Source organism: Amycolatopsis vancoresmycina, assembly GCF_000716785.1.
Taxonomy (GTDB): Bacteria; Actinomycetota; Actinomycetes; order Mycobacteriales; family Pseudonocardiaceae; genus Amycolatopsis; species Amycolatopsis vancoresmycina.
In genome coordinates this window covers 307,406-321,778 of sequence record NZ_JNYY01000005.1, presented here as the reverse complement: position 1 = coordinate 321,778, position 14,373 = coordinate 307,406, and the positions used below count along the sequence as shown (strand labels likewise).

Annotated in this window: 15 protein-coding genes; 12 read left to right on the top strand and 3 right to left on the bottom strand. The window is 72.0% G+C overall.

Features of this window, described 5'->3' with window-relative positions; genetic code table 11:
* Positions 1–15 precede the first annotated feature (15 nt).
* Complete coding sequence (gene groL / locus OO60_RS13505; RefSeq protein ID WP_004559921.1) at positions 16–1,629, top strand: chaperonin GroEL; 1,614 nt, start codon at positions 16–18, stop codon at positions 1,627–1,629.
* Positions 1,630–1,765: 136 nt separating this feature from the next.
* Here groL and OO60_RS13500 read toward each other — a convergent pair whose 3' ends face one another.
* A complete protein-coding gene (locus tag OO60_RS13500; protein ID WP_033261506.1) occupies positions 1,766–2,068 on the bottom strand; it encodes a WhiB family transcriptional regulator in 303 nt (100 codons plus the stop codon).
* 209 nt (positions 2,069–2,277) lie between these two features.
* On the opposite strand from OO60_RS13500, the gene OO60_RS13495 reads away from it, so the two are divergent.
* The 5 genes from OO60_RS13495 (at position 2,278) to OO60_RS13475 (ending at position 7,004) form a co-directional block, all read left to right on the top strand.
* The gene (locus OO60_RS13495; protein WP_033261438.1) at positions 2,278–3,243 is read left to right on the top strand and encodes a MerR family transcriptional regulator; all 966 of its coding nucleotides are present in this window, start codon (positions 2,278–2,280) and stop codon (positions 3,241–3,243) included.
* Positions 3,244–3,352: 109 nt separating this feature from the next.
* Entirely contained in the window at positions 3,353–4,381 is a 1,029-nt protein-coding gene (locus tag OO60_RS13490) for a hypothetical protein (protein ID WP_033261437.1), read from the top strand.
* Positions 4,382–4,512: 131 nt separating this feature from the next.
* Entirely contained in the window at positions 4,513–5,109 is a 597-nt protein-coding gene (locus OO60_RS13485) for a response regulator transcription factor (protein WP_003073605.1), read from the top strand.
* Positions 5,110–5,495: 386 nt separating this feature from the next.
* The gene (locus OO60_RS13480) at positions 5,496–6,068 is read left to right on the top strand and encodes a sigma-70 family RNA polymerase sigma factor (protein WP_026468912.1); all 573 of its coding nucleotides are present in this window, start codon (positions 5,496–5,498) and stop codon (positions 6,066–6,068) included.
* Positions 6,069–7,004, top strand: a complete 936-nt coding sequence (locus tag OO60_RS13475) for an anti-sigma-D factor RsdA (RefSeq protein ID WP_033261436.1) — start codon at positions 6,069–6,071, stop codon at positions 7,002–7,004.
* 215 nt (positions 7,005–7,219) lie between these two features.
* Here OO60_RS13475 and OO60_RS13470 read toward each other — a convergent pair whose 3' ends face one another.
* A complete protein-coding gene (locus OO60_RS13470) occupies positions 7,220–7,615 on the bottom strand; it encodes a DUF5319 domain-containing protein (protein ID WP_003073549.1) in 396 nt (131 codons plus the stop codon).
* Positions 7,616–7,744: 129 nt separating this feature from the next.
* Here OO60_RS13470 and guaB point away from each other — a divergent pair, with 129 nt between their 5' ends.
* From guaB to OO60_RS13450, 4 genes are all read left to right on the top strand, one after another.
* Positions 7,745–9,256, top strand: a complete 1,512-nt coding sequence (guaB, locus tag OO60_RS13465) for an IMP dehydrogenase (RefSeq protein WP_033261435.1) — start codon at positions 7,745–7,747, stop codon at positions 9,254–9,256.
* A 69-nt stretch (positions 9,257–9,325) separates the two neighbouring features.
* Positions 9,326–9,784 carry a DUF3574 domain-containing protein gene (locus OO60_RS13460; protein ID WP_033261434.1) on the top strand — a complete coding sequence of 153 codons (459 nt, stop codon included), beginning with the start codon at positions 9,326–9,328 and terminating at the stop codon, positions 9,782–9,784.
* Positions 9,785–9,858: 74 nt separating this feature from the next.
* The gene (locus tag OO60_RS13455) at positions 9,859–10,386 is read left to right on the top strand and encodes a hypothetical protein (protein WP_003073535.1); all 528 of its coding nucleotides are present in this window, start codon (positions 9,859–9,861) and stop codon (positions 10,384–10,386) included.
* Between the two features lie 77 nt (positions 10,387–10,463).
* Positions 10,464–11,597 (top strand): GuaB3 family IMP dehydrogenase-related protein, encoded by a 1,134-nt coding sequence (locus OO60_RS13450; protein WP_003073532.1) that lies wholly within the window; start codon positions 10,464–10,466, stop codon positions 11,595–11,597.
* On the opposite strand, the gene OO60_RS13445 is transcribed toward OO60_RS13450, so the two are convergent.
* Positions 11,581–11,775, bottom strand: a complete 195-nt coding sequence (locus OO60_RS13445; protein ID WP_003073529.1) for a DUF397 domain-containing protein — start codon at positions 11,773–11,775, stop codon at positions 11,581–11,583. The two genes, OO60_RS13450 and OO60_RS13445, sit on opposite strands and share 17 nt — an antisense overlap.
* 155 nt (positions 11,776–11,930) lie before the next feature.
* Between OO60_RS13445 and OO60_RS13440 the strand changes: the two genes are divergently transcribed.
* Together OO60_RS13440 and OO60_RS13435 are read left to right on the top strand one after the other, a co-directional pair.
* Complete coding sequence (locus tag OO60_RS13440; RefSeq protein WP_033261433.1) at positions 11,931–13,640, top strand: GMC family oxidoreductase; 1,710 nt, start codon at positions 11,931–11,933, stop codon at positions 13,638–13,640.
* Positions 13,641–13,650: 10 nt separating this feature from the next.
* Positions 13,651–14,358, top strand: coding sequence for a maleylpyruvate isomerase family mycothiol-dependent enzyme (locus tag OO60_RS13435; RefSeq protein WP_003073524.1), 708 nt, complete (start codon positions 13,651–13,653; stop codon positions 14,356–14,358).
* Positions 14,359–14,373: the final 15 nt, after the last annotated feature.

Below are 14,373 nucleotides of genomic sequence, written 5' to 3'. Positions count from 1 at the left end.
TAAGCGGAACACGCTATGCCCAAGCAGATCAGTTTCGACGAGGACGCTCGTCGCGCGCTGGAGCGCGGGGTGAACAAGCTCGCCGACGCCGTCAAGGTCACCCTCGGCCCGCGCGGTCGCCACGTCGTGCTCGACAAGAAGTTCGGCGGCCCGACCATCACCCTCGACGGTGTCACCGTCGCCCGTGAGGTCGAGCTCGACGACCCGTTCGAGAACCTCGGCGCGCAGCTCGCCAAGAGCGTCGCCACCAAGACCAACGACGTCGCCGGCGACGGCACCACCACCGCGACCGTGCTCGCGCAGTCGCTGGTGAAGGTCGGCCTGCGCAACGTCGCGGCCGGCGCGAACCCGACCTCGATCGGCCGCGGCATCGAGGCCGCCGCGGAGAAGGTCATCGAGGTCCTCAAGGCCAAGGCCACCCCGGTCAAGGGCCGCGAGAACATCGCCCAGGTCGGCACCGTGACCTCCCGTGACGCCAACATCGGCGCCCTGCTCGGCGAAGCCGTCGAGAAGGTCGGCGAGGACGGCGTCATCACCATCGAGGAGTCGTCGACCCTGGCGACCGAGCTGGTGATCACCGAGGGCGTCCAGTTCGACAAGGGCTTCCTCTCGGCGCACTTCGCGACCAACCCGGAGGAGCAGAAGGCGATCCTCGAGGACGCCTACGTGCTGCTGCACCGCGAGAAGATCTCGGCGCTGGCCGACCTGCTCCCGGTGCTGGAGAAGGTCGTCGAGGCCAAGAAGCCGCTGCTGATCATCGCCGAGGACGTCGACGGCGAGGCGCTGTCCACCCTCGTGGTGAACTCGCTGCGCAAGACGATCACCGCCGTCGCGGTCAAGGCGCCGTTCTTCGGCGACCGCCGCAAGGCGTTCCTGGACGACCTCGCGGTCGTCACCGGCGGCGAGGTCATCTCCGCGGAGATCGGCCGCAAGCTGTCCGACGTCGACCTCGGCGCGCTGGGCAAGGCCCGCCGCATCGTCGTCACCAAGGACGACACCACGATCGTCGACGGCGACGGCGCCAAGGACGCGATCGCCGGCCGGGTCGCGCAGATCCGCAAGGAGATCGAGACCACGGACTCCGACTGGGACCGCGAGAAGCTGCAGGAGCGGCTCGCGAAGCTCGGCGGCGGCGTGGCGGTCATCAAGGTCGGCGCGGCCACCGAGACCGAGCTGAACGAGCGCAAGCACCGCATCGAGGACGCCGTGGCTTCGACCAAGGCGGCCGTCGAGGAGGGCATCCTGCCCGGCGGCGGTTCGGCGCTGGTGCACGCGGTCAAGGAGCTCGAGGGCGGCCTCGGCCTGACCGGTGACGAAGCCACCGGCGTCCGGATCGTCAAGGACGCGCTGGTGGCCCCGCTGTTCTGGATCGCGACCAACGCGGGCCACGAGGGCGCGGTCATCGTCAACAAGGTCCAGGAGCAGGGCTGGGGCCAGGGCTTCAACGCCGCCACCGGCGAGCTCACCGACCTGCTGGCCGCCGGCATCGTCGACCCGGTCAAGGTGACCCGGTCCGCGGTGGCGAACGCCGCCTCGATCGCGCGCCTCGTGCTGACGACGGAGTCGTCGGTCGTCGAGAAGCCGGCCGAGGAAGAGCCCGCCGCGGCGGGCCACGGCCACTCGCACTGACGCAGTTCCACGAAGACGGGGCGGTACCTCTCGCGAGGTGCCGCCCCGTTTTTCCTGCCTTCGAACGGCACGGAGGGCGGCACCCCACCCGGTGCCGCCCTCCGATGTCTGTGGTTGTGTCCAGCCTGTGGCGCGCTCAGCCGCCGGACATGCTGAGCGCGCGTTTGTCCGACTTGATGATGTGCTCCCGCTCGGACTCCGAGAGCCCGCCCCAGATGCCGTACGGCTCGTGCACCGCCAGCGCGTGGCTGCGGCACATCTCCAAGACCGGGCAGCTCAGGCAGACGGCCTTCGCTCTGGCTTCCCGTCGTGCCCGCGCCGGGCCGCGCTCGCCGTCCGGGTGAAAGAAGGACGCGCTGTCCATCCCCCGGCACGACCCTTCGAGCTGCCAGTCCCACATGTCGGCGTTGGGTCCTGGGAGCCTGCGCGTGTCTGCCATCCTGACCGCCTCCGTCATTCGGTCGATGCCGCTAGCTGCTCTGCTGTGGTGTCGATACTCCATTCGGTGCAACGGCGGTAACGTTAGAAGCGCGCCAATAGTTGTTCAAGCGATTCGGTTCGATTCAGCCGTTAGGCATCCCCCGGATGTGTGAGCAGGGCTTTCGCCTCCGGTTGCCGACTGCGCTGGGTGCCTGGATATTGAGGCTCGTGGGAGCTGGGTCGGGCACCGAAGAACCCACCCTGCCGGTGGCCTCGGTCGCCCGCCGGCTCGGGGTCGCGCCGTCCACCCTCCGAACCTGGGACCGCCGCTACGGACTGGGCCCCAGCAGGCACACCGACGGCCGCCACCGCCGCTACGGCACCTCCGACATCGGCCGCCTCGAACTGATGCAGCGCGCGCTCCTCAGCGGCGCGTCGACGGCCGAGGCGGCGCGCTACGCCCTGGAGCAGATCCCGCGTTCCGGGCCACCGCAGCCGGAGGAGCCCGCCTCGCCGTCCGAGTCCGCGGTCGGGGACGACGGCCACGAGGTCCGGTCCCGCCTGGCCCGCCGCCTGAGCACGGCGGCGCTGGCCATGGACGTCGGCGCGGTCCAGCGGATGCTCGCGGACACCATCGCCGAGCTCGGCGTGCTCCCGGCGTGGACCGGCGTGGTCGAGCCGGTGCTGTCGGCCCTCGGGGCCCGGTGGCGCGGCGCGAGCGCGGGGGCGGAGGTCGAGTACCTGCTTGCGGAGTGCGTGTTCGCCGCGCTCGTGCGGGCGACGCCGGTGCTCGACGAGCCGCGCAACACCCGCCCGGTGCTGCTCGGCTGCGTGCCGGACGAGCGCGACTCGATGCCGATGTACGCGCTGGCGGCGTCCCTGGCCGGACGGCGGATCGGCGCGCAGCTGTTCGGCGTGCCGCTGCCGGCCGAGGTGCTGGCGGTGGCGGTCCGCCGCAGCGCACCGGCGGCGGTGGTGCTGTGGGCGCACGGCCGAGGGGTCGCCGACACCCGGCTGTTCGCGAGGGTCTCCCGCGGCCGCCAGCGCAGCCGCCTGTTCGCCTGCGGCCCGGGCTGGGACCCGGCGGGGCTCCCGGACAAGGTGGAGCTGCTGACGGACCTCCCGTCCGCGGCGGACCGCATCGAGCACGTCCTGGTCGGCACCCGCCACCAGCTCCCCGAACGTCGCGAATGACTCATTCGGGACGTCCGAGGTCCGCAATGAGTCATTCGCGACCTCCGGCGCGGGCGGGGTGACGGTAGTTCGATCAGTTTTTGTCGGACCCACCCGCTAGAAAGGACGGGTGCACGAACCCGCCCTGAGGGCCGCCGCGTTCGGGAGCGACCCGCTGCCCGCGCCGGCCGTCGTGCGCGGGGCCGCCCGCCCGCGGGAACGGCTGCTCGCCGCCATCGTCCTCGGCGCTCAGGGCCGCTACGCCGCCGCGGCCACCCTCCTCGACGCCCTTCGGCTCGAGCGCGACCCGGTGACGGCCTCGCTCGCCGCCAGCACCCTCGCGTCCCACCGGCGGCAGCTGGGCGGGCACGCCTTGGCCCGCGCGCTCGACGGCGAGGCCTTCGCCAAGGTCGCTCTGCTGGGCGCCGGGCCCGACCCCACCGGTCCCGGAGCCGGTCGCGCCGCCACCGGCGAGGCGTTCGTCAAGGTCGCTCCGCTGGGCACCGCGTCTGCCCCTGCCGGTCTCGGAACCAGTCGCGCCCCCATCGGCGAGGCCTTCACCGAGGCCGCTCCGCGTGCCGCGTCAGACCCGCTCGGCCCCGAAACCGATCCCGACGGCCTCGACGCCGCCGGCGCCCGAGCCGACGCCCTGCTCGGCCTGGCCGCCGACAACCTCGCCCTCGGCCGCCTCGCCGCCGCCAGGCGGCTCGCCGAGCAGGCCGCCGCCGCCGACAGCCGGTGGCGGGCGCGGGTCCGGGGTGGCTGGGTCGGCGCCGAAATCGCTCTCGCCGCAGGTCACGGCGCCGCCGCCGTGCCGCACGCCGAGCGCGCTTTGGAAACCGCGCTCGCGCGGGGTGCTCGGCGGCACGTCGTGAAATCCCGGATTGTGCTGGCCGTGGCCCTGCTGGCGGCCGGGGCTCCCGATCACCGGGAGATTTCGGACGACCTTGTCGGAAATGCAATGGCCGCCGCGGAGGAATGCGAACTGCTTTCACTTTCGTGGCCGGCGGCGCTCGTCGCGGCCGACCTGCGCCCAGGACACGCCGAGGAGTATCGATTCAGAGTGGCGCAGGTGTTGCACGCAGTGTTACGAAGCGCAGATCCTTGCGGGAGGAGGGTTGCGGGGGAATCACCATGGGTCCCCGTCCCGGGTGGTTGAGCCGTCGGAATGGGGTGTTCCGGCATCCGGGCTAAGAAGTTTCAAAAAAAGCCACCGGATCGTGTCAAGGTTCGGGCTAAAGCGTCCGATAGGGGAAGAGGAATGTCACCCGGCTGCAGGAAGGAAACCCCGTGACGACGGTCTTGATCTGCGACGACCGACGCAGTGTCCGTGAAGGGCTCACCCGAGTGATGTCCGCGGTCCCTGGGGTCAGTCGCATCGACTGCGTAGCGCACGGTGACGAGCTGCTGGCCCGGTACTCCCGTCAGCCCGTCGACGTCGTGCTGGTCGGAACGCAACGCGCGGTTCCGACGGGTGTCGAAGCCACCCGGCGGCTCGTCTCGGCCAACCCCCAGGCGAACGTCATCGTCTTCGGCGCCCCGGACGACGCGGGCAGCATCGCCGCCGCGATCGCCGGCGGTGCCCGCGGCTACCTCCGCTGGGACGCGTCCCGGCCGGAGCTGGTCGCCGCGCTGGCCCACACCCTGGCGAGCACCTCGGTGCCCGCGCCCCGTCAGCCGTCCGACCCGGGCGTCCAGCTGACCGAGCGCGAGCTTCAGGTGCTCCGCGGGATGAGCCAGGGCAAGAGCAACGGCCAGATCGGCCGCGAGCTCTACCTGTCCGAGGACACGGTCAAGACCCACGCCCGGCGGCTGTTCCGCAAGCTCGGCGTGCGCGACCGCGCGCAGGCCGTCGCCCACGGCTTCCGCCGCGGCCTGGTCAGCTGACCTGCTGCTCTCCCCGTTCCTGACACGGCCGGTTCACAGGTGACGACGGGCCAGGGCGCACCCGCCCTGGCCCGTACCTGTGTGGTCCCCATCACATTCCGGCGCCCGTCAGGGCCGCCCGGCGGCTGATCACCGCCGGCACCCGTCCCTCCGACGGTTCTCGTACCCGCACCGCCGTCCCGTCGTTGAAACCGACGATGCCGGCCACGGGTCTGCACGACAATCCGTATTCACGCGGCTACGCACGCCGCGGCGCGCCGGGGAGTACCGCGCGCGCCGCACCGGACCGGGCCGCAGGTACGGTAGCGGTCTCCGGCGCGCGGTGGAGGCGACCACGGGCCGGGTTCTTTGCCCACCTACACGTAACACTGGGACTGTTGTCTGCGATGGCCAATGTGGGGGATGGACTGGATGAGCCGGTCGCCGCTGCTGTCGAGGGAGATCCCCAGGCAGTGGAGCGGCTGCTGGCTGCTATCCGTCCACTGGTAGTGCGGTATTGCCGCGCCCGGGTTGGCAGGCAGGAGCGATCCTTCGCTTCGGCGGACGACGTTGCGCAGGAGGTGTGTCTCGCGGTGCTAACGGCATTGCCCTCGTACCGCGACCAAGGCCGCCCGTTTCTGGCTTTCGTCTACGGGATCGCCCAGCACAAGGTGGCCGACGCGCACCGCGCGGCGGCACGCAACCGAGCCGAACCGGTGGCCGAGATCCCCGACGAGGTCGAGGGCGGGGTCGGTCCCGAGCAGCGGGCGCTGCAAGGTGAGCTGAACGAGCGGATGTCCCAGTTGTTGCAGGTGCTGCCGGACAAGCAGCGGGAGATCGTGGTGCTGCGCGTGGTCGTCGGCCTGTCGGCGGAGGAGACCGCGGATGCGGTGGGCTCCACCCCCGGCGCCGTCCGCGTCGCCCAGCACCGCGCCCTCGCGCGGCTGAGAAAGGTCCTGGCCGCGGAGGAGGTGATCTGAGTGACCGGTCACGAGAAGAGATTCGAGCCGGACGACGTCTTCGGCAGTGGCCTGACGGCGTCGGAGGCGGAGTTCGCCGCCGACCTGTCGGCCGTGCAGGCCGACGACGCGCTGCTCGATGCGCTCGGCGGGTCCGACCCGGCGCTGGCCGACGGTCTCGGCGACCAGGAGCTCAATGCGTTGCTGGTGGCTTGGCGAAGAGACATCGACAGCGAGCCCCTGGCCGAGCTCGTCGACGTCGACACCGCCGTGCGCACCGTCAGCACCGCCGCGCTGGCGAAGCGGCACGCCGCGGGCGGACGCCGCCGCAGGCTGCTCGTCCCGGTCGCCGTCGCCGCCGCCGTGCTGGCGATCGCGTTCACCGGCACCGGGCTGGCCGCGCGCTCCGCGCAACCCGGCGACACGCTGTGGGGCCTCGCCAAGGTCCTGTACTCCGACCACACCCGCTCGGTCGAGGCGGCCGCGACGGCCAAGCTCGACCTCGAGAAGGCCAACCTCGCCATCGCCGGCGGCAACCTCGACGCCGCCCGCCAGGCCCTCCAGGACGCCCAGGCCGCGCTGTCGCAGGTCACCGACGAGGAGAACCGCGACCAGCTGATGGAGCAGCACCGGCAGCTCGCCGCCCAGCTCCAGAACCCCGAGGCGCCGGTGCAGGGCCCGATCCAGACCTCGGTCCCGCCGGCTTCGCCGGGCGCGCCGACGAGCCAGGCCGCGCCGGCCGGGTCGGCGTCGTCCCTCCCGGGCAGCGGCAGCGGCACGACGAGCCTGCCGGGCAGTGCGACCCCGACCCCGACGCCCCCGCCGCCGACCACGACCCCGCCACCGACCACCACCCCGCCGCCGCCGACCACGACCGGCGCAACCGGGAACGAGCCGGGCACGCCCCGCAGTGAGTCCGCGGGCGGCGCACCGCAGGGTGTCGGCGAGACGACGTAGCACGGCCGCCGCGAGTACGGCTCCGGGAACTGACGGTGCGCCAACAGGCATCTCACGTGACCGGAGGGGCATCACCCGTGTCTGGAGGGGCATGTCGTGTGATGCCCGCCTGATCACGCGAGATGCCCGCTCAATCACGCGAGATGCCCGCCTGATCACGTGAAAAAGCCCTGGTGAGCAAACTCACCAGGGCTTTTTCGTGGTCTCGTGGGCGCTCAGTAGGCGCTTTCGTTCGCCGTCACGCCGTCGGCGAAGCCTCGGCAGTAGTCCCAGCTGACGTAGTCGCCGGGGTTCGGGTCGTAGGCCGGCTCGTGCGGGCGCATCCGGCCGTCGGCCAGGAGCTGCTCCAGGCTGGCGCGCAGCAGGTGCCAGTCGTGGTAGTGCGGTTCGTCGCATTCGCCGCAGTCGACGACGATCCCGCGGACCCCGCGGGGCTCGAGCAGGGCCTGGTAGACGGCCAGATCCGAAAGGTCGGCCAGCAGTTCGGTGCGTTCGGAGTCGCTGATCGGCTCGTCCAGCCGGTCCTCCGGGTCGCCGAAGGCGCGGGCCGGGTCGTCCGGGTCGTCCGCGAACGGGTCTGGGGGCAGGACATCGTGCGCCACGGCCTGCACGGTACCGGGCGGCCCCGCCGGCTCGCCCACCGCCCGGGGCGGGCGGCGCGCGGTGGATATCATGAGGGGAAGGCTCCGAGTCGCCACAGCGACACGCTCATCCCGCGCCAGGAAGGCCCTTCACCCGCTATGACCAGCGACGGCACCACCGCCCCCGTTCCGGCCAAGTTCGCCATGCTCGGCCTGACCTTCGACGACGTGCTGCTGCTGCCGGCCGAATCGGACGTCGTCCCCAGCGCCGTCGACACGAGCTCCCGGCTGACCCGGAACATCACCCTCGGCGTCCCGCTGGTGTCCGCGGCCATGGACACCGTCACCGAAGCCCGGATGGCCATCGCCATGGCCCGCCAGGGCGGCATCGGCGTCCTCCAGCGCAACCTGCCGATCGACGAGCAGGCCGCCGCGGTCGAGGTCGTCAAGCGGTCCGAGGCCGGCATGGTCACCGACCCGGTCACGTGCGCGCCGGACGCGACGCTGGCCGAGGTCGACGCCCTGTGCGCCAAGTTCCGCATCTCCGGCGTGCCGGTCACCGACGCCGCCGGGACGCTGGTCGGCATCATCACCAATCGCGACATGCGGTTCGAGGTGGACCACAGCCGCCCGGTGTCCGAGGTGATGACGAAGCCGCCGCTGGTCACCGCGCAGGTCGGCGTCTCGGCGGACGCCGCGCTCGGCCTGCTGCGCCGGCACAAGATCGAGAAGCTGCCGATCGTCGACGGCGCGGGCAAGCTCCGCGGCCTGATCACGGTCAAGGACTTCGTCAAGACCGAGCAGTACCCGAAGGCGACGAAGGACCCGGACGGCCGCCTCATCGTCGGCGCCGCGGTCGGCGTCGGGCCGGACGGCCACCAGCGCGCGATGGCGCTGGCCGACGCGGGCGTCGACGTGCTGATGGTCGACACCGCCCACGGGCACTCCCGCGCGGTCGTCGAGACGGTCGCGCTGCTGAAGAAGGAGCTGGGCGACTCGGTCGACATCGTCGGCGGCAACGTCGCGACCCGGGCCGGCGCCCAGGCGCTGGTCGACGCGGGCGCGGACGGCATCAAGGTCGGCGTCGGCCCCGGCTCCATCTGCACCACGCGGATCGTGGCGGGTGTCGGCGTGCCGCAGATCTCGGCGATCTACGAGGCCGACCAGGCGGCGCGCCCGGCGGGCATCCCGGTGATCGGCGACGGCGGCATCCAGTACTCCGGCGACATCGCGAAGGCCATCGCGGCCGGCGCGTCCACGGTGATGCTGGGCAGCCTGCTCGCCGGCACCGCCGAGTCGCCGGGCGACCTGATCCTGGTCAACGGCAAGCAGTTCAAGGTCTACCGCGGCATGGGCTCGCTGGGCGCGATGCAGTCCCGCGGCCAGGGCAAGTCGTACTCGAAGGACCGCTACGCCCAGGACGACGTGCTCAACGAGGACAAGCTGGTCCCGGAGGGCATCGAGGGCCGCATCCCGTTCCGCGGGCCGCTGGCCAACGTCGTGCACCAGCTGGTCGGCGGCCTGCGCGCCGGCATGGGCTACGCCGGTGCCGAGACGATCGCCCAGCTGCAGGAGGCGCAGCTGGTCCGGATCACCGCGGCCGGGCTCAAGGAGAGCCACCCGCACGACATCACGATGACCGTCGAGGCCCCGAACTACACCACCCGCTAGTCCGCCCCTTCGTTCGTTCCGCCCTCGGTCACGGGCCGCCAGAATCGGCCCGTGACCAGGGAGGGACGAATGTCGATTTCTCGGCGAACGGTCGCTGCGGTGGCCGCGGCGGCAGTACTCGGTCTCGGCGGCGGCCTCACCGCGGCCGCCGCCGACGCCCCGGCCGGTACGGCACAGGCACAGGCACAGGCGCAGTCGCCCGGGGACGTCTGGAAGCGCACCGAGCTGTTCTTCGGCACCGGCAAGCCGGACGGCACCGAGGTGACCGACCGGGAGTTCGCTGCGTTCTCCGACCGGGAGATCACGCCGGCGTTCCCGGACGGCTTCACCCGCCTCGACGGCAGCGGCCAGTGGCGCGGCGGGTCCGGCGCGATCGTCCGGGAGCACACCCACGTGATCGTGCTGCTGTACCCGTTCGGCAACCGCGACGCCGAACGGCAGATCGAGGAACTCCGCGCCGACTACAAGAAGCAGTTCCAGCAGGAGTCGGTCCTGCGTTCGGACTCCGTGGAGCGCGTGTCATTCTGAGTTACGGTGACCTAGCGTGCTTACGGTGATCGGCCTATCGCCTTGCGTGGCTGTCGTGGTGTGCACTAGGACACATGACGGTCGACCGCGCCACCCGCGTGCTGCGCAAGGTGTTCTTCACGGCCGTCGCGCTCGTGTCGCTGTTCCTCGGCGGCGTGGTCTGCCTGATGTGCCAGGTCCTGGCCGGCCGCGACGCACCGACGTACCGCGTCGAGGGGCACGTGACGGCCCACGAGCGCGGCGCGCTCCCGGTCGGCGGGAACGAGGACGCGGTGAGCCACTCCATCGCGGTCGACGCCGGCGGCAGGCAGTACCGCGTCACCGCGGTGGACTCCGGCCTCGACCTGCCGCCCGGCCAGCCGGTGACGCTCGACGTGTCGACGGCGGACGGCGGCATCGCCTACCTGCACGCCGGCGGCGGCGTGGTCGACCTGCGCTCCGGCGTGGTGCGGCCGGTGCTGCTGATCATCGCCAGCCTGCTGGCCTTGGGCGCGGTGTACTTCGGCGCGGTCCGGCTGAACGTCTACCCGCCGGTGGCGACCTGGCTGGCCCTCACGCTGGGGGCAATGCTGGCGCCCGTCGCCGTGTTTGTGCGGGTGTAGACCCCCGTGCGCGGGTCACCCACGCGGCCTAGCGACAATGGGGCACGGCAGATTGTCGTCGGCGGAGGAGGCTTCACGTGCGGGACCTGGTCGAGATCGGGATGGGCCGCACCGCGCGGCGGGCGTATGACCTCGACGACGTCGAGATCGTGCCGTCGCGGCGGACTCGGTCGTCCTCGGTGGTGTCCACCGCTTGGCAGATCGACGCGTACCGGTTCGACCTGCCGCTCGTCACGCACCCGACCGACGCGATCGTCTCGCCCGGCACCGCGGTCGCCGTCGGCGAGCTCGGCGGGCTGGGCGTCCTCAACGCCGAAGGGCTCTGGGCGCGGCACGCGAACGTCGAAGACGCCATCTTCCAGCTGGTCCGCGCGGCCGAGGACCTCGAGGACCCGACCGCGGTCGGCCGCGTGCTGCAGGAGCTGCACGCCGCGCCGATCCGGCTCGACCTGCTCACCGAGGCGATCAAGACGGTCCGCGAATCGGGTGTCACGGTGGCCGCGCGCGTCAGCCCGCAGCACGCCGCCGAGCTGACGCCCGACCTGATCGCGGCCGGCGTCGAGATCCTCGTCGTGCAGGGCACGATCATCTCCGCCGAGCACGTGCAGCGCGACGCCGAGCCGCTGAACCTCAAGGAGTTCATCGGCCGCCTGGACGTGCCGGTGATCGCCGGCGGCGTCAGCGACTACCGCACGGCGATGCACCTGATGCGCACCGGCGCCGCCGGCGTCATCGTCGGCCACGGCTACACCCCGGGCGTGACCAGCACCGACCGCGTGCTCGGCATCGGCGTCCCGATGGCCACCGCGATCATCGACGCCGCGGCCGCCCGCCGCGACTACCTCGACGAGACCGGCGGCCGGTACGTCCACGTGCTCGCCGACGGCGGCATGACGGTGTCGGGTGACATCGCCAAGGCCATCGCCTGCGGCGCGGACGCCGTCATGCTCGGCTCCCCGCTGGCCGCCGCGTCGGACGCGCCCGGGCAGGGCCTGTACTGGACGGCGGCGGCCGCGCACCCGTCGCTGCCGCGCTCGCGCGTGGCGGCCGGGCCGGACTACGCCGTGGACCTCAAGACCCTGCTGTTCGGGCCGTCGTCCGACGCGGAAGGCGTGGTGAACCTCTTCGGGGCGCTTCGCCGGGCGATGGCGAAGACGGGCTATTCGGACCTCAAGGAGTTCCAGCGGGTGGGGCTCACCGTTCGCCGGTGAGCTGCGCGAGGAACGCCGCGAAGGCGTGCGGGGAGTAGACGAGCACCGAGCGGGGGGCCGCCTGCTTGGTGTCCCGCACCCCGACGAGACCGGGTGCGGTGCCGACCTCGACGCACGCGTTCTCCTCGAAGTGGCTGTGGCTCGACTTGCGCCACCCGGTGAGCGTTCGTGGGCTCATCGTGGTGCCTCCTGGAAGTGGTGTCCCGCCCAGCGGTGAATCGCCGACGTGGACATCGGGCACCTTGGTAGGTACCCACCGTTGTCATCGGACAAGCGTGACTGGCCGGTAACTTACCTCTGGTCAGAACCTGGACCCCGGGTTACGCTCAAGGTGTGACTGCCAGTAACACCACCACCAGCGCGGGTGACCCCGACTACGACGTCGTCGTGGTGGGGTCGGGGTTCGGCGGCAGCGTCGCGGCGCTGCGGCTCACCGAGAAGGGCTACCGGGTCGCCGTCGTCGAAGCGGGCCGCCGGTTCGCCGACGACGAGTTCGCGAAGACGTCGTGGGACCTCAAGCGCTACCTGTGGGCGCCGCAAGTCGGCTGCTACGGCATCCAGCGCATCCACATGCTCAACGACGTCATGGTGCTGGCCGGCGCCGGGGTCGGCGGCGGTTCGCTGGTCTACGCGAACACGCTGTACCGGCCGCTGAAGCCGTTCTACCGCGACCGGCAGTGGGCGCACATCACCGACTGGGAGGCCGAGCTCGCGCCGCACTACGACCAGGCGAGCCGGATGCTGGGCGTCGTCACGAACCCGACCATGACGCCGTCGGACGTCGTGATGCGCGACGTCGCGAAGGACATGGGCGTCGCCGATTCGTTCCACCCGACGCCCGTCGGCGTCTACTTCGGCAAGCCGGGGGAGAGGGCGGCGGACCCGTACTTCGGCGGGGCGGGCCCCGAGCGCACCGGCTGCACCGAGTGCGGCTCGTGCATGACCGGCTGCCGGGTCGGCGCGAAGAACACGCTGGTCAAGAACTACCTGTACCTCGCGGAGCAGGACGGCGCGAAGGTCATCCCGCTGACGACGGTGACGTCGGTGCGGCCGATCGACGGCGGTTACGAGGTTTCGCTGAAGAAGACCGGGACCACCTCGAAGCGGTTCCGGACGACGATCACGGCCGGGAAGGTCGTCTTCGCCGCGGGCACGTGGGGCACCCAGAACCTGCTGCACAAGCTGAAGGACACCGGCACGCTGCCGCGCCTGTCCCGCCGGCTCGGCGAGCTGACCCGGACGAACTCCGAGGCGATCATCGGCGCGGCCCGCACCGACGTCGACGAGAGCCGGAACTTCAGCCGCGGGGTCGCGATCACGTCGTCGATCCACCCGGACGAGAACACCCACATCGAGCCGGTCCGGTACGGCAAGGGCAGCAACGCGATGAGCCTGCTGCAGACGATCGCGACGGACGGCGCCTCGCCGGTGCCGCGCTGGCGGCAGGCCGTCACGTTCATGGTGAAGCACCCGGTCCAGGCGGCGAAGCTGCTCAACGGCTACCGCTGGTCCGAGCGCACGGTGATCCTGCTGGTGATGCAGAGCCTGGACAACTCGATCACGACGTACACCCGCCGCGGGTTGTTCGGGCGCCGCAAGTACACGTCCAAGCAGGGCCACGGCGAGCCCAACCCGAGCTTCATCCCGGCGGGCCACGAGGCGAACGAGCGCACGGCGGACCGCATCGGCGGCATCGCGGGCGGCACGTGGGGCGAGATCTTCGACATCCCCCTGACGGCCCACTTCATCGGCGGCGTCCCGATCGGTGCCACGGCCGAGGAAGGCGTGATCGACCCGTACCACCGCGTGTTCGGCTACCCGGGCCTGTCGGTGGTGGACGGCGCGGCGATCACGGCCAACCTTGGCGTGAACCCGTCCCTGACGATCACGGCCCAGGCCGAGCGCGCGTTCTCGTTTTGGCCGAACAAGGGCGAGGAGGACCAGCGGCCCCCGCAGGACGCGGGGTACGTGCGGTTGGAGGCGATCGCGCCGAAGAACCCGGCGGTCCCGGCGGACGCCCCGGCAGCCCTGCGGCGGTCCTAGACTCGGGGCCGTGACGGCATCCGAGAAGGCACACGCCCTGCTCGACGGGGTCAGGAAGCTCGACGACGAATGGGCGCGGGCCATCGGCAGCCTCGGTGAACCCGAGCTGCGCGCCCCCAGCGCCCTGCCCGACTGGTCGCGGGCCCACGTGCTCGCGCACGTCGCCCGCAACGCCGATGGCCTGCGCAACCTGCTGACCTGGGCGAACACCGGCGTCGAGACCCCGATGTACCCGAGCGCCGAGGCGCGGGAACGGGACATCGAAACCGGCGCCCGGCACGCGGCCGCCGACCTCCTCGCCGACTTCGTCGCTTCGGCCGGGCGGTTCGAGCAGTACGCCGCCGGGATGCCCGAGGACGCCTGGGCGCGCGAAGCCCGCAACCGGCAGGGGCAGCCCGTCACCGGGGTTGTCGTCGCGCGGATGCGGTTGTCCGAACTGACCATCCACCTCGCCGATCTCGGCCGCGGCTACGACCTCGACCGCGTGCTCGGGCTGCTCGGGCCGCTCGCCGAGGACGTCGTCCAGCACGCCGTCATCTCGCGCGGGGCGCACCTGCCCGCCCTGCGGCTGGTCGCCGACGGCTTCGAATGGACGATGGGCACCGCGCCGAAGACCACCGTGCGCGGGTCGGCCGGGGCGCTGCTGGCGTGGCTCAGCGGGCGCTCCGACGGGGCCGCCCTCGACGGTGCCGTGCCCCGGCTGCCGGCCTGGGCGTGACCGGTCCGCTCCGCC

What these genes read in the sequence shown, in the direction of transcription:
- groL (WP_004559921.1), top strand. Translation starts at nt 16, where the DNA reads ATGCCCAAGCAGATCAGTTTCGACGAGGACGCTCGTCGCGCGCTGGAG.
- OO60_RS13500 (WP_033261506.1), bottom strand. Translation starts at nt 2,068, where the DNA reads ATGGCAGACACGCGCAGGCTCCCAGGACCCAACGCCGACATGTGGGAC.
- OO60_RS13480 (WP_026468912.1), top strand. Translation starts at nt 5,496, where the DNA reads ATGGCCAATGTGGGGGATGGACTGGATGAGCCGGTCGCCGCTGCTGTC.
- guaB (WP_033261435.1), top strand. Translation starts at nt 7,745, where the DNA reads ATGACCAGCGACGGCACCACCGCCCCCGTTCCGGCCAAGTTCGCCATG.
- OO60_RS13460 (WP_033261434.1), top strand. Translation starts at nt 9,326, where the DNA reads ATGTCGATTTCTCGGCGAACGGTCGCTGCGGTGGCCGCGGCGGCAGTA.
- OO60_RS13455 (WP_003073535.1), top strand. Translation starts at nt 9,859, where the DNA reads ATGACGGTCGACCGCGCCACCCGCGTGCTGCGCAAGGTGTTCTTCACG.
- OO60_RS13445 (WP_003073529.1), bottom strand. Translation starts at nt 11,775, where the DNA reads ATGAGCCCACGAACGCTCACCGGGTGGCGCAAGTCGAGCCACAGCCAC.